Source organism: Streptomyces sp. CB09001, assembly GCF_003369795.1.
Taxonomy (GTDB): Bacteria; Actinomycetota; Actinomycetes; order Streptomycetales; family Streptomycetaceae; genus Streptomyces.
The window spans coordinates 3,264,624-3,276,455 of the sequence record NZ_CP026730.1 but is presented as its reverse complement, the minus strand read 5'-3'; the positions used below and the strand labels follow the sequence as shown (position 1 = coordinate 3,276,455).

Sequence of the window (11,832 nt, the reverse complement as noted above, 5' to 3'; positions counted from 1 at the left end):
CGGGCGGTGTCCATGCCGCGTCCGTCATGGCAGGACGGTGCGGTGCGCTTCCGGTGCCCCGGGGTTCCGCAGCGTGTGCGTCGCGTCACTGACGGTAGGGCAACAATTATTGCCAACGCAACTGGTTCCCGTAGTCTGACACTCGAACGAGGCGCGTCGACGGGACTGTTGAGGAGATCGGATGCCGCCGAGGAGTCATGCGACCGGGCGCCAGGTGCGCCTGGGAGTCGAGCTGCGACGTCTGCGTGAGGCGGCTGGGCTCAAGGCGCGCGAGGTAGCCGGTTTGCTGAATTCGACCTCAGCACAGATCAGTCAGATGGAGCTGGGCTTTGCTGGTGTCAGCGAAGAACGAGTGAGGCGGCTCGCGGCTCACTACGCGTGTACGGACGAGGCGTTGATCGATGCGCTCGTTGCTATGGCGACAGACCGTACGCGCGGTTGGTGGGAGGCGTACCGGGGAGTGCTGCCGCCGGTTTTCCAGAACACCGCTGAGATCGAACACCATGCGACGTACCTACGTGAGGTCGTGATTACGCACGTCCCAGGGCTGTTGCAGACCGCTGACTACGCACGCGCGCTTTATACGTATGTGCATCCCGGCTTGCCCGAGAGTGAGCTGAACCCTCGGGTGGAACACCGGATGAAGCGGAGCGGGGTGGTCGCAGGTGACAACGCGACCCCCTACGAGACGCTGATCCACGAGTGCGCTCTTCGTGTTCGGGTGGCAGATCGCGGCGTTTGCCGCGTCCAACTACAGCGGATCCTCGACCAGATCGAAGAAGGGCATGCCAACGTGAGGGTCATTCCGTTCGATCAGGACGGCTTTGGCGGTGCCGGGGTCTCGATGATGTACGCGGGCGGTTCGGTGCCTCAATTGGACACCGGTCTTCGTGATGCCCCTACCGGGGTCGCCCTCATCGATGCGGCTGCGCAGCTGAAGCAGCTTCGAACGCTCCTTCATAGAATGCAGGGCGCGTCGCTGAGTCCCACCGCGTCGCGGGACTTCATCCACCGCTTGACGAAGGAGCTGTGAGGCGAGACATGACCGAGAGCATGCACTGGCGTAAGTCCAGCTACTCGGGCGGTGGCGACGGCGACACCTGCGTCGAGATCGCCGAGTCGGACACTCACATATCCATCCGCGATTCCAAGGCTCCCGCCCGCGGGACCCTCTCCGTCCCTGCGCCCGCCTTCGCCGCCTTCGTCGAGGGCATCAAGCGGCACTCCCGGGGATGAGGGCTTCCGTCCGAGGCTCCTCGTTTCCTATGGTCCATCCATGACGTCTGCGTCCGACCTCGCGTTCGACCCCTGGAACCCCGCGTTCGTCGCCGACCCCTACCCCGCCTTCGCCGAGCTGCGGGCCCGGGGGCGCGTGCTCTACTACGAGCCGACCGACCAGTGGCTGGTCCCGCACCACGCGGACGTCTCGGCGCTGCTGCGCGACCGCCGCCTGGGCCGGACCTACCAGCACCGTTTCTCGCACGAGGACTTCGGCCGCACGCCGCCCCCGCCGGAGCAGGAGCCCTTCCACACCCTCAACGACCACGGCATGCTCGACCTGGAGCCGCCGGACCACACCCGTATCCGGCGTCTGGTGTCGAAGGCGTTCACGCCGCGCACGGTGGAGCGGCTGAAGCCGTACGTGCACGGGCTGGCGGACGAGCTGGTGGCCCGGCTGGTGGCGGCGGGCGGCGGCGATCTGCTCACCGACGTGGCCGAGCCGCTGCCGGTCGCCGTGATCGCCGAGATGCTGGGCATCCCGGAGTCCGAGCGGTCCCCGCTGCGCCCCTGGTCGGCGGAGATCTGCGGGATGTACGAGCTGAACCCGTCCGAGGAGACGGCGGCGAAGGCGGTCCGGGCCTCGCTCGACTTCTCGGACTACCTGCGCGCACTGATCGCGGCCCGCCGCAAGGACCCCGGCGACGACCTGATCTCGGGCCTGATCGCGGCCCACGACGAGGACGACGACCGCCTCACCGAGCAGGAGATGATCTCGACCTGCGTCCTGCTCCTGAACGCCGGTCACGAGGCCACGGTGAACGCCACCACCAACGGCTGGCTGGCGCTCTTCCGCCACCCCGACCAGCTGGCGGCCCTGCGCGCGGACCACTCCCTCGTCCCGTCGGCCGTGGAGGAGCTGATGCGCTACGACACCCCGCTCCAGCTCTTCGAACGCTGGGTCCTGGACGAGATCGAGATCGACGGGACGACCCTCCCGCGCGGCGCGGAGGTGGCGATGCTGTTCGGCTCCGCCAACCACGACCCGGCGGTCTTCACCGACCCGGAACGCCTCGACCTCACCCGCCGGGACAACCCTCACATCTCCTTCAGCGCCGGCATCCACTACTGCATCGGTGCCCCGCTGGCCCGCATCGAACTGGCGGCGTCCATGACGTCCCTGCTGGAGCGGGCCCCGGGGCTGCACCTGGCGGCGGAACCGGAACGCCGGCCGAATTTCGTGATGCGCGGACTGACGGAGCTACGCGTGGAGGTCTGAGGGCGTCGAGGACGTCGCGGACGCCGCGCGTCGGTGCCGCACCAGCAGCCAGGCCCCGAGCCCCCACACCACGGCGGGCACGACGGCCCCGGCGAGGAAGACGAACGGCAGCTCGGTGAGGACGGCGCCGAAGTCCTGCCCGTTGTTCTCGAACTCGTTGCCGAGATGCCGCTGCGTGCGGTCCGAGGCGCCCCACAGCCATACGGCGCCCACGACACCCGCCGTCGACACCAGGCACCCGCCACCCGTCACCGCGTCTCGCTTCATGTCCACGAGGACGCCGTCGCGCCCGCGCCGGTTTCACCGCGGGGGCGCGGCACGCCGCTACGCGTGGGGCGGGTCGTCCAGGAGGGCCACCCCGTAGCGGGCGAGTCCGTCCACGTGGTCCCGATCGTGCCGCGCCCCGGCCTGCCCGACCGAGCGGAAGTAGCCTTCGATCGCCCCCGGGTTGTTGATGACCAGCACCTCCCCCGTGGTGGTGAGCGGCTGGAACGTGTGGGGGACCGACCGGGGGCCGAAGACGTAGGCACCGGGCCCGGCGTCGTGGACCTCGCACGCGTCGAGCGAGGCCGAACCGATCCAGAAGCGGACGCGCCCGGACAGCACCACCCAGCTCTCGTCCTCGCGGCTGTGCACGTGCAGGGGCGGTGCGTCCGCGCGGCGCATGGTCAGCCGCGCGACGCTGACGACTCCCTGGGTCTCGGTGTGCGACACGACCTGTTCCTGGACGCTGTCGTAGTAGTGGTAGTGGGTGCCTTCGCCGGGGTTGCGTACGAGCGCGACGCTCATGTGGGTGCTCCCCTCCCGTTGTGGTTTAGCGTTCAACTATTTCCGTTGCGTCGCCTCCCCGCAAGGGGCCGCCGCGATCCGCCGCGATCTGTCCGGATTCCGACGTCGGCGGCCCGGACCGGCCCCGCGAACGTCACGTCAGGTCCCGCCGCCGCAGCCCGGCGAGCCCCGCCGCCACCAGCGCCCCCGCGATCAGGACCAGCGCCAGCACCGGCGGCCAGCTCATCTCCCCGCCCGGCAGCTTCGGCAGGTGGCCGAACGGGGACACGTCCAGGACGCTCTGCGGCACGTCCAGCGCCGGTCCGACCCACCCGAGCAGCAGCACCGCGCCCGCGACGGCCCACGCGCCCACCGCCGCCCGGGGCAGCAGACCGTGCAGCAGCACCGCCGCCCCGCCGATCACCCACACCGCCGGGAGCTGGACCAGGCACGCGCCCAGGATCGCCCCGAAGTCCTGCCCGTACCCGGCGGCGAAGCCGAGCCCGGCGAGCAGCATGATGAGCGCCGCGCCGCCGAAGGCGATCACCAGGTGGCCCGCGGCCCACCGCAGCCGGCCCACCGCGCCCGCCAGCACCGGTTCCGCGCGCCCGGAGATCTCCTCGCCGCTGAGCCGCAGCACCGACGCCACGACGTAGAGCGCGGCGATCAGCCCGAGCATGCCGACCATCGCCGACACGAACGCGTCGGTCAGCCCGGCCTGTCCGCCCATCCGCTCGATGATCTCGCGGGCCTGTTCGTTGTCCCCGACCAGATCGGCCGCGCCCTCCGTCATCCCGCCGTAGACGACACCGGCGAGGAAGAAGCCGATGCTCCAGCCGAGGACGCTGCCCCGCTGCAGGCGCCAGGCCAGCGCACCCGCCGTACGCAGGCGCCCGGCGGCCGGCCCCGGCCGGGTCGGCAGGAAGCTCATGCCGAGGTCCCGGCGACCGGCCAGGGCATAGGCCACCGCCCCCTGCGCCACCGTCGCGCCCGCGATCAGCAGCAGCACCCACCACCGCTCACCGGCGAAGGCCCGCACGTTCTCCAGCCAGCCGAGCGGCGACACCCAGGTGAGGACCGACGACCCGTCGTCCGTCGCCGAATCGCCCGCCGCCCGCAGTACGAAGGCCGTGCCCAGCACGGCCGCCGTCAGGCCCCGGGCCAGCCGGGCGCTCTCGGTGAGCTGGGCGACGATCGCCGCCATGGTCGCGAAGAGCATCCCGACGCCCGCGACCCCGAGCGCGAGGGCCAGCGCGCCCGCCGCCCCCTGTCCGCCCAGTCCGACGGCGATCAGCAGGGCCAGGACGGCGTTGGCGACCGCCGCCGCCAGCAGCGCCGCCGTGAGCGGGGCCCGGCGGCCGACCATTCCGGAGGCGACGACCTCCTGCCGTCCGCTCTCCTCCTCGTCCCGGGTGTGCCGGACGACGATCAGCAGGCTCATCACGGCGGCGAGCGCACCCGCGTACAGGCCGACCCGCCAGGCGGTGAGCGCGCCGAGACCGTCGTCGAAGACGGGGCCGACCAGCGCGCGCAGCGAGGAGTTGGTCTCCATCTGCCGCATCAGGTCGGCGCGTTCGGCGGCGGTGCCGTACAGGCCCTTGATGGTGCCCGGCATGGACAGCACCATGAGCGCGTTCACCGCGACCCAGACGGGGATCAGTACGCGGTCGCGGCGCAGGGCGAAGCGCAGCAGCGTGCCGGTGCCGGCCAGGTGGCGCGAGCCCCCGGACCGGGCCGCGAAGGCGGTGGCGGCGGTTTCGGCGGTGGCGGTCATCGCGCCGTCACCTCCGCTCCGGACTCCGCGTCCTCGGCGTCCGCGGCGTCCCCGGCCTGGTAGTGCCGCAGGAACAGCTCCTCCAGCGTCGGCGGCGTCGACGTCAGCGACCGCACGCCGGTCTCGCTCAGCGACCTGAGGACGGCGTCCAGCTTGTCGGTGTCGACCTGGAGCCGGACCCGGTGGCCCTGGACGTCGAGGTCGTGCACGCCGGGCAGGTGGGCCAGGCCGTTCGGGGCGCCCGCGAGTTCGGCGGTGACGCTGGTCCGGGTGAGGTGGCGCAGGTCGGCGAGCGAGCCGCTCTCGACGGTCCGTCCCGTGCGGATGATGCTGACCCGGTCGCACAGCTCCTCGACCTCGCTGAGGATGTGGGAGGAGAGCAGCACCGTCCGGCCGCGCTCGCGCTCCTCCTCCACGCAGCGCTGGAAGACCTCCTCCATCAACGGGTCGAGCCCGGAGGTGGGTTCGTCGAGGATCAGCAGGTCGACGTCCGAGGCGAAGGCGGCCACCAGGGCCACCTTCTGGCGATTGCCCTTGGAGTACGTGCGGCCCTTCTTGGTCGGGTCGAGTTCGAACCGCTCGACCAGCTCCGCGCGCCGCCGGGTGTCGAGCCCGCCGCGCAGCCTGCCGTAGAGGTCGATGACCTCGCCGCCGGAGAGGTTGCGCCACAGCGTCACGTCACCGGGGACGTAAGCGATCCGCCGGTGCGCCTCCACCGCGTCCGCCCACGGGTCGCGGCCGAGCACCTGCGCGGCGCCGGCGTCGGCGCGCAGCAGGCCGAGCAGGACCCGGATGGTGGTGGACTTGCCGGCTCCGTTGGGCCCGAGGAACCCGTGGACCTCGCCGGTCTCGACCTCCAGGTCGAGACCGTCCAGAGCATGCGTGCGTCCGAACGACTTGTGCAGTCCGGAGACGCTGATTGCCTTCGTCATGATTCGGAACGTACGCTTCTTTCAGAAACTTGTGAAGTTAAGAAACCGTCAGGATGATGAGCGACGCAGGGTGAGAGATGATCGACGGATGACGAAGGAACCAGCGGAAGCGGCGGCGGTGGATGCGGCGGGGCCGGGGCGCGACCCCGAGGCGGTGTCCCAGTTCGTGGAGGGCTTCGCGGCGCAGCTGGTCGAGGCCGGGATGCAGCGCATGCCCGCCCGGGTCTTCGCCGCGCTGCTGGCCTCCGACTCGGGCACGCTGACCTCCGCGGAACTCGGCGAAGTCCTCCAGGTCAGCCCGGCCGCCGTGTCCGGCGCCGTGCGCTACCTCTCGCAGCAGCACATGGTCGCGCGCGAGCGCGAACCCGGCTCGCGCCGGGAGCGCTACCGGGTGCACAGCAACCAGTGGTACGAGGCGCTCACCAACCGCGAGGCCGTCCTCAAACGCTGGGAGAACGCGCTGAGCGAGGGCGTCGCCAGCCTCGGCGCCGACACCCCGGCGGGCCGCCGCATGGCCGAGACCCTCGCCTTCTTCGAGTTCGTCGACGGGGAGATCGTGGCGATGATGGAACGCTGGCGGGTGCACCGGGAGGAGCGGTTCGGGCGGGGGTGACGGTGATCGTAAAAGCGGGTCACGGCAGCGTGAGCAATCCACTACGCTGAGTCGTCACTGGTCCGCATCACGGGGAGGGCGCATCATGACTGTCATGGCGGAGCGACCGACGACGAGCGGCACTGAATACCAGGGCTTCGAGGAACTGCTGGTAGCCCTCGACGAACTGGCTGTACCCGACGGCTACAGGGCCGAGATCACGAGGGGGAGCATCGTTGTGTCGCCGTGGTCGAAGGGCTACTACCTCCGAGTGATGCGCCTGGTGTGCGCACAACTGGAGGCACATCTGCCCGAATCTCACGTGATCGAACGAGGGCCGTTCCTCTACGTCTTCCCGGGAGACGGGTGCGCCTACGGGCCGGACATCCACGTGGCACACGAGCGAGTCTTCGAGACGGAGAGCCACCACCTGGACGGGGAGGCCCTGTCCTTCGTCGCCGAGCTGACGTCTCCCGCCACCCGGAACAACGACCTGACCGAGAAGGTGGAGGTCTACGGCCGCGCCGGCGTCCCCGTCTACCTGCTCCTCGACATGCAGGAGGAGCAGGCCACAGTCCTGTGGACGCCGTCCGCCAAGGGATACGAGTCGCGCATCACCCGGCCCTTCGGTGAGAAGCTCCCGATCCCCGCCCCGTTCGACTGCCTGCTGGACACCGCCGGTTTCAAGGCGCCCTGAGCGGCCCTACCCCGCCGGCAGCGTCAGCCCCCACGCTCCCTCGCGCGCCACCCACGTCCGGGTCCCGACCGGCCCGCACACCACCGCGTCGGCCCGGTAGCGGAAGTGCGCCCCCGACACGGTCACCGTCCGCCCGCTCGCCGTCAGCGGCGACGCCTGCGCGCCCACCGACAGGGGCCGCACCTCCACCACGGCCACCCCCGACGCGCCCGGCGTCACCGAGACCCCCTCGACCGGCTGGTCCAGGTCCACCAGCGTCACCCCGTCGACCTCCACCCGCAGCCGGGCCGGACCGGGCATACCCGGCGCCACGGCGGTCCGGGCCGTACGCGAGGAGGCCAGCGTCCGTACGAGCGACTGGCAGGTCCGCAGCCAGGGACGGACCGACGCCGTCCCCTCCGGACCGGAGCCCGCGTCCTCCCGCACCGGTACCGGCACGGGAGCGGGCGGAATTCCCACCGCCCCCAGCACCACCCCGTCGCTGTCGTCGACGAGCAGGTCCAGGCGCCGCACCGCGCCGTCGAGCACCGCCCGCGCCGCCGCCACCGCCCCCGTCGGCAGCCCCAGGGACCGGGCGAGGCCGAGCGCCGACCCCACCGGCACCACGGACAGTGCGCAGCCCGCCAGCTCCCGCTGCCGGTGCAGCAGGGCCACGGCCCGCAGCAGCGCCCTGTCGTCACCGACCACCACCGGGCGCCGCGAACCACGCCGTCCGAGCGCCCGCGCGAACTCCTCCGGGTCGTCCGGCAGACACACCTTCGTGTGCGCCGCGCCCGCGCTGAGCACGTCTTTCGCGATCCGGACGGACTCCCCGTCCAGCCGTCGGGCGACCGGATCGACGACCACCAGAAGCTGATCGGACCTCGCGGAAGAGTTCGCGGAAGAGCTCATGGAAGTCGCCACCTCGGCCATGCCTCGCTTCCTCGGGTAGCATCTTTGTGCAAGAGCCCCTTGCGCTGTTGCGCCAGGGGCTTCGTCTATTCCGGGGCACCCGGTCCGACGGTTGGCGGCCAACGACGGTCGCGGTGTACGTGGCGGAAACCCGTCGCATACGCCCCCGACCATGGACATGCCCCGCCCGGAAGGGGTGTACGCGCGTGCCCGCACTTGTGCTGCTCGGTGCTCAGTGGGGTGACGAAGGCAAGGGAAAGGCGACGGACCTGCTCGGTGGCTCCGTCGACTATGTGGTGCGCTACCAGGGCGGCAACAACGCCGGCCACACGGTAGTCGTGGGCGACCAGAAGTACGCCCTTCACCTGCTCCCTTCCGGGATTCTCTCCCCCGGCTGCACGCCGGTCATCGGAAACGGCGTCGTCGTCGACCCGTCGGTCCTGTTCTCCGAGCTGAGCGGGCTGAACGAGCGCGGCGTCGACACGTCCAAGCTCCTGATCAGCGGCAACGCTCACATCATCACGCCGTACAACGTCACCGTCGACAAGGTGACGGAACGCTTCCTCGGCAAGCGCAAGATCGGCACCACCGGGCGCGGCATCGGCCCGACCTACGCCGACAAGATCAACCGCGTGGGCATCCGGGTCCAGGACCTCTACGACGAGTCGATCCTCACCCAGAAGGTCGAGGCGGCGCTCGACGTCAAGAACCAGATGCTCACCAAGCTCTACAACCGCCGCGCCATCGCCACCGGCCAGGTCGTCGAGGAGCTGCTGGGCTACGCGGACAAGCTCGCCCCGTACGTCGCCGACACCGTCCTGGTCCTCAACCAGGCGCTCGACGACGACAAGGTGGTCCTCTTCGAGGGCGGCCAGGGCACGCTCCTGGACATCGACCACGGCACGTACCCCTTCGTCACCTCGTCGAATCCGACCGCGGGCGGCGCCTGCACCGGCGCCGGCGTGGGCCCGACGAAGATCAGCCGGGTCATCGGCATCCTCAAGGCGTACACGACCCGCGTCGGCGCCGGACCCTTCCCGACCGAGCTGTTCGACGAGGACGGCGAGGCCCTGCGCCGCATCGGCGGCGAGCGCGGTGTCACCACCGGCCGCGACCGGCGCTGCGGCTGGTTCGACGCGGTGATCGCCCGCTACGCCACCCGCGTCAACGGCCTCACCGACTTCTTCCTCACCAAGCTCGACGTCCTCACCGGCTGGGAGCAGATCCCGGTCTGCGTGGCCTACGAGATCGACGGCAAGCGCGTCGAGGAGCTGCCGTACTCGCAGTCCGACTTCCACCACGCGAAGCCGGTCTACGAGACGCTGCCCGGCTGGAGCGAGGACATCACCAAGGCGAAGTCCTTCTCCGACCTGCCGAAGAACGCCCAGGCGTACGTCAAGGCCCTGGAGGAGATGTCCGGCGCTCCGATCTCCGCGATCGGCGTCGGCCCGGGCCGGGACGAGACGATCGAGATCAACTCGTTCCTGTAGGAACCGGACGCACACCGACGGCCGGGACCCCGCCCGGGGCCCCGGCCGCCGGCCTCCGGGCGGCGGATACGCTGGCCCGGAACCAGCAGTGACGGACAGCGCGGAGCGAGCGGACATGCGGAAGCCCACCACCCGGACGTGGATCTGGCTGACCGCGGCGGTCGTCGTCGTGACCGGCGGGGCCTTCTACGTCGACGGCCACCGGGTCTCCGCCGCGCCGCACGCCGACGACGCCAAGTGCGACAAGGTGGTCTCCCGGCTCCCCGACGACATACCCGGCGCCTCGCGCGACTGGGCCCTGGGCGACGGGGTCGCGTCCTGGGGCGGCCAGAAGGCGGTGTTCCGCTGCGGCGCCGAGGAGCTCCAGCCCAACGTCAACCTCTGCGTCACCGCGGACGGCGTCGACTGGGTCCTGGACGAGGCACGGCTCAAGCGCGACGGCGTGAGCGTCCTGCGGACCTACGGCCGCTCACCGGCCGTGGAGTTCACGTACTCCGGTCCGCGCGAGGAGGTGGGCGGCATCCTCGCCGCGCTGGACCCCGCCGTGAAGTGGATCCCGCAGGAGCGCAAGTGCATCGGCCTCGACGACGCCGCCACCGTCCTGTAGCCGTCCCTCCCCCGCAGCCCTTCGTTCGGCCCTCCTCGCCGGGCGTCGGCGTGCCCGGTGGTGTCGGATCGGGGGCATGACCGACCGCTACAGCGCCGCTTCCTGCCAGGGCCCGTACGGCGGCGAGAACGGCCCCGAGGACTGCGGAGACCCGGTCCGCTTCGAGGTCGCCCGGCACCTGAGGGAGCCGCTGCGGGTGTGCCCCGTCCACCTGGGACCGTCGCTGCTGCTGGCCACCGGGGTGCTGTGGCCGCCGGGCATCGTCCTGGTGCGCTGAGACCGCCGCGGGCCCGGGCACGCCGGGATGGTTCACTGGGGCGACGCGCCCCCGAGGGCGTCCGGAGGCGGAAGGAAGCCGTACGGTGCCCGCACGACCCGACGACATGGCCCGGCGGTTCGAGCTGGACCGGCCCCGGCTGCGGGCGGTCGCGTACCGGATCCTCGGCTCGCTCGGCGAGGCGGACGACGCCCTCCAGGAGGCGTGGCTGCGGGCCGACCGGGCGGACACCTCCGAGGTGCACAACCCCTCGGCCTGGCTCACCACGGTCGTGGCCCGGGTCTGCCTCAACCTGCTCCGTGCCCGCGACACCCGGCGCGAGGAGCCGCTGGACGACGGGGCCCGCAGGCAGCCGGCCGGCACCGGCACCGGCACCGCCGCGGACCCGGCCGAGGAGGCGCAGCTCGCCGACGAGGTCGGGATCGCGCTGCTGATCGTCCTGGACACCCTCGGTCCCGCCGAGCGGCTCGCGTTCGTCCTGCACGACATGTTCGACGTGCCCTTCGGCGACATCGCCGCGATGCTCGACAAGACCCCCGCCGCCACCCGCCAGCTGGCCGCCCGCGCCCGCCGCCGGGTCCGGGGCGTCCCCGCGCCCGACGCCGACCTGCCCCGCAGGCGCCGCGCGGTCGACGCCTACCTGGCGGCCACCCGGGGCGGCGACTTCGACGCGCTGGTGGCCCTGCTCCACCCGGACGTCGTGCTGCGCGCCGATGCGGCGGTCGTCCCGACGCCCGAGCCCGTCACCATCAGCGGTGTGGAGCGGGTGGCCGGGGGAGCGATGGCCTCGACGGGCCGGGCACAGGCCGCCGCCGTCGTCCTCGTCGACGGCCGGGTGGGCATGGCGATGGCCGAGAACGGCAGGCTGCGCGTCGTGCTCCGCTTCGACTTCGCCGCCGACGGCCGCATCACCGGCATCGACGTGGTCGCGGAACCGGCCCGCCTCAACGAACTGGACATTACGGGCATAGGCTGAAGTCGTACACGTCGCGTCGGCAGAAGAAGGTGAGTGCGATGCGCGTGCTGCTCAAGGCGACGCTGGACACGGAGAAGGCGAACGAGGCGATCCGCAGCGGGAAGCTGCCCGAGCTGATCAACCGCACCCTCGACCACATCAAGCCGGAGGCCGCCTACTTCGGCCCCCTCGGCGGCCGGCGGACCGCCCTGATGGTCTTCGACATGCAGGACAGCTCGGAACTGCCGCCCACGGGTGAGCCGTTCTTCACCGAGCTGAACGCCGAGATCGAGGTCTCCCCGATCATGAACGCGGACGATCTGCGCAAGGGCCTGGCCCAGCTCGGCTGACC

The 11,832-nt window shown here is 71.4% G+C and carries 15 protein-coding genes; 10 read left to right on the top strand and 5 right to left on the bottom strand.

What is annotated here, in order from left to right; genetic code table 11:
* Window positions 1–181 precede the first annotated feature (181 nt).
* Genes C4J65_RS14985 through C4J65_RS14975 form a run of 3 tightly spaced genes read left to right on the top strand, consistent with a single transcriptional unit; the run spans window position 182 to window position 2,497 of the window.
* Window positions 182–1,033, top strand: a complete 852-nt coding sequence (locus C4J65_RS14985; RefSeq protein WP_115742859.1) for a helix-turn-helix transcriptional regulator — start codon at window positions 182–184, stop codon at window positions 1,031–1,033.
* An 8-nt stretch (window positions 1,034–1,041) separates the two neighbouring features.
* Window positions 1,042–1,236 carry a DUF397 domain-containing protein gene (locus tag C4J65_RS14980; RefSeq protein ID WP_240330426.1) on the top strand — a complete coding sequence of 65 codons (195 nt, stop codon included), beginning with the start codon at window positions 1,042–1,044 and terminating at the stop codon, window positions 1,234–1,236.
* A 40-nt stretch (window positions 1,237–1,276) separates the two neighbouring features.
* The gene (locus C4J65_RS14975; RefSeq protein ID WP_115742858.1) at window positions 1,277–2,497 is read left to right on the top strand and encodes a cytochrome P450; all 1,221 of its coding nucleotides are present in this window, start codon (window positions 1,277–1,279) and stop codon (window positions 2,495–2,497) included.
* Here the strand turns inward: C4J65_RS14975 and C4J65_RS14970 are convergent.
* From C4J65_RS14970 to C4J65_RS14955, 4 genes are all read right to left on the bottom strand, one after another.
* On the bottom strand, window positions 2,480–2,764 hold the full coding sequence (locus tag C4J65_RS14970; RefSeq protein WP_115746462.1) for a hypothetical protein: 285 nt from the start codon (window positions 2,762–2,764) through the stop codon (window positions 2,480–2,482). The two genes, C4J65_RS14975 and C4J65_RS14970, sit on opposite strands and share 18 nt — an antisense overlap.
* A gap of 57 nt (window positions 2,765–2,821) precedes the next feature.
* Window positions 2,822–3,286 carry a cupin domain-containing protein gene (locus C4J65_RS14965; protein ID WP_115742857.1) on the bottom strand — a complete coding sequence of 155 codons (465 nt, stop codon included), beginning with the start codon at window positions 3,284–3,286 and terminating at the stop codon, window positions 2,822–2,824.
* 133 nt (window positions 3,287–3,419) lie between these two features.
* On the bottom strand, window positions 3,420–5,039 hold the full coding sequence (locus C4J65_RS14960) for an ABC transporter permease (protein WP_115742856.1): 1,620 nt from the start codon (window positions 5,037–5,039) through the stop codon (window positions 3,420–3,422).
* Entirely contained in the window at window positions 5,036–5,971 is a 936-nt protein-coding gene (locus tag C4J65_RS14955) for an ABC transporter ATP-binding protein (protein WP_115742855.1), read from the bottom strand. The genes C4J65_RS14960 and C4J65_RS14955 overlap by 4 nt, the downstream gene beginning before the upstream one ends.
* Before the next feature lie 88 nt (window positions 5,972–6,059).
* Here C4J65_RS14955 and C4J65_RS14950 point away from each other — a divergent pair, with 88 nt between their 5' ends.
* Together C4J65_RS14950 and C4J65_RS14945 are read left to right on the top strand one after the other, a co-directional pair.
* Window positions 6,060–6,584: a MarR family transcriptional regulator gene (locus C4J65_RS14950; protein WP_205351014.1), complete on the top strand. Its 525-nt coding sequence runs from the start codon at window positions 6,060–6,062 to the stop codon at window positions 6,582–6,584.
* Between the two features lie 85 nt (window positions 6,585–6,669).
* Window positions 6,670–7,260 carry a Uma2 family endonuclease gene (locus C4J65_RS14945; RefSeq protein WP_115742854.1) on the top strand — a complete coding sequence of 197 codons (591 nt, stop codon included), beginning with the start codon at window positions 6,670–6,672 and terminating at the stop codon, window positions 7,258–7,260.
* Window positions 7,261–7,266: 6 nt separating this feature from the next.
* Here the strand turns inward: C4J65_RS14945 and C4J65_RS14940 are convergent, their stop codons facing one another.
* A complete protein-coding gene (locus C4J65_RS14940; RefSeq protein ID WP_115742853.1) occupies window positions 7,267–8,172 on the bottom strand; it encodes a diacylglycerol kinase family protein in 906 nt (301 codons plus the stop codon).
* 185 nt (window positions 8,173–8,357) lie between these two features.
* Between C4J65_RS14940 and C4J65_RS14935 the strand changes: the two genes are divergently transcribed.
* The 5 genes from C4J65_RS14935 (at window position 8,358) to C4J65_RS14915 (ending at window position 11,830) form a co-directional block, all read left to right on the top strand.
* Window positions 8,358–9,641, top strand: coding sequence for an adenylosuccinate synthase (locus C4J65_RS14935; protein ID WP_003975310.1), 1,284 nt, complete (start codon window positions 8,358–8,360; stop codon window positions 9,639–9,641).
* Between the two features lie 115 nt (window positions 9,642–9,756).
* Window positions 9,757–10,248 (top strand): DUF3515 family protein, encoded by a 492-nt coding sequence (locus C4J65_RS14930; RefSeq protein WP_115746460.1) that lies wholly within the window; start codon window positions 9,757–9,759, stop codon window positions 10,246–10,248.
* Window positions 10,249–10,324: 76 nt separating this feature from the next.
* A complete protein-coding gene (locus C4J65_RS14925; RefSeq protein ID WP_115742852.1) occupies window positions 10,325–10,525 on the top strand; it encodes a hypothetical protein in 201 nt (66 codons plus the stop codon).
* A gap of 85 nt (window positions 10,526–10,610) precedes the next feature.
* Window positions 10,611–11,501: a sigma-70 family RNA polymerase sigma factor gene (locus C4J65_RS14920; protein ID WP_115742851.1), complete on the top strand. Its 891-nt coding sequence runs from the start codon at window positions 10,611–10,613 to the stop codon at window positions 11,499–11,501.
* Between the two features lie 38 nt (window positions 11,502–11,539).
* Window positions 11,540–11,830 (top strand): hypothetical protein, encoded by a 291-nt coding sequence (locus C4J65_RS14915; RefSeq protein ID WP_115742850.1) that lies wholly within the window; start codon window positions 11,540–11,542, stop codon window positions 11,828–11,830.
* Window positions 11,831–11,832: the final 2 nt, after the last annotated feature.

Excerpts from the sequence above, each read along its gene's own strand:
- C4J65_RS14930 (WP_115746460.1), top strand. The coding sequence starts at position 9,757 with ATGCGGAAGCCCACCACCCGGACGTGGATCTGGCTGACCGCGGCGGTC.
- C4J65_RS14955 (WP_115742855.1), bottom strand. The coding sequence starts at position 5,971 with ATGACGAAGGCAATCAGCGTCTCCGGACTGCACAAGTCGTTCGGACGC.
- C4J65_RS14915 (WP_115742850.1), top strand. The coding sequence starts at position 11,540 with ATGCGCGTGCTGCTCAAGGCGACGCTGGACACGGAGAAGGCGAACGAG.
- C4J65_RS14960 (WP_115742856.1), bottom strand. The coding sequence starts at position 5,039 with ATGACCGCCACCGCCGAAACCGCCGCCACCGCCTTCGCGGCCCGGTCC.
- C4J65_RS14980 (WP_240330426.1), top strand. The coding sequence starts at position 1,042 with ATGACCGAGAGCATGCACTGGCGTAAGTCCAGCTACTCGGGCGGTGGC.
- C4J65_RS14925 (WP_115742852.1), top strand. The coding sequence starts at position 10,325 with ATGACCGACCGCTACAGCGCCGCTTCCTGCCAGGGCCCGTACGGCGGC.
- C4J65_RS14950 (WP_205351014.1), top strand. The coding sequence starts at position 6,060 with ATGACGAAGGAACCAGCGGAAGCGGCGGCGGTGGATGCGGCGGGGCCG.
- C4J65_RS14970 (WP_115746462.1), bottom strand. The coding sequence starts at position 2,764 with ATGAAGCGAGACGCGGTGACGGGTGGCGGGTGCCTGGTGTCGACGGCG.
- C4J65_RS14940 (WP_115742853.1), bottom strand. The coding sequence starts at position 8,172 with ATGGCCGAGGTGGCGACTTCCATGAGCTCTTCCGCGAACTCTTCCGCG.
- C4J65_RS14965 (WP_115742857.1), bottom strand. The coding sequence starts at position 3,286 with ATGAGCGTCGCGCTCGTACGCAACCCCGGCGAAGGCACCCACTACCAC.
- C4J65_RS14945 (WP_115742854.1), top strand. The coding sequence starts at position 6,670 with ATGACTGTCATGGCGGAGCGACCGACGACGAGCGGCACTGAATACCAG.
- C4J65_RS14975 (WP_115742858.1), top strand. The coding sequence starts at position 1,277 with ATGACGTCTGCGTCCGACCTCGCGTTCGACCCCTGGAACCCCGCGTTC.
- C4J65_RS14985 (WP_115742859.1), top strand. The coding sequence starts at position 182 with ATGCCGCCGAGGAGTCATGCGACCGGGCGCCAGGTGCGCCTGGGAGTC.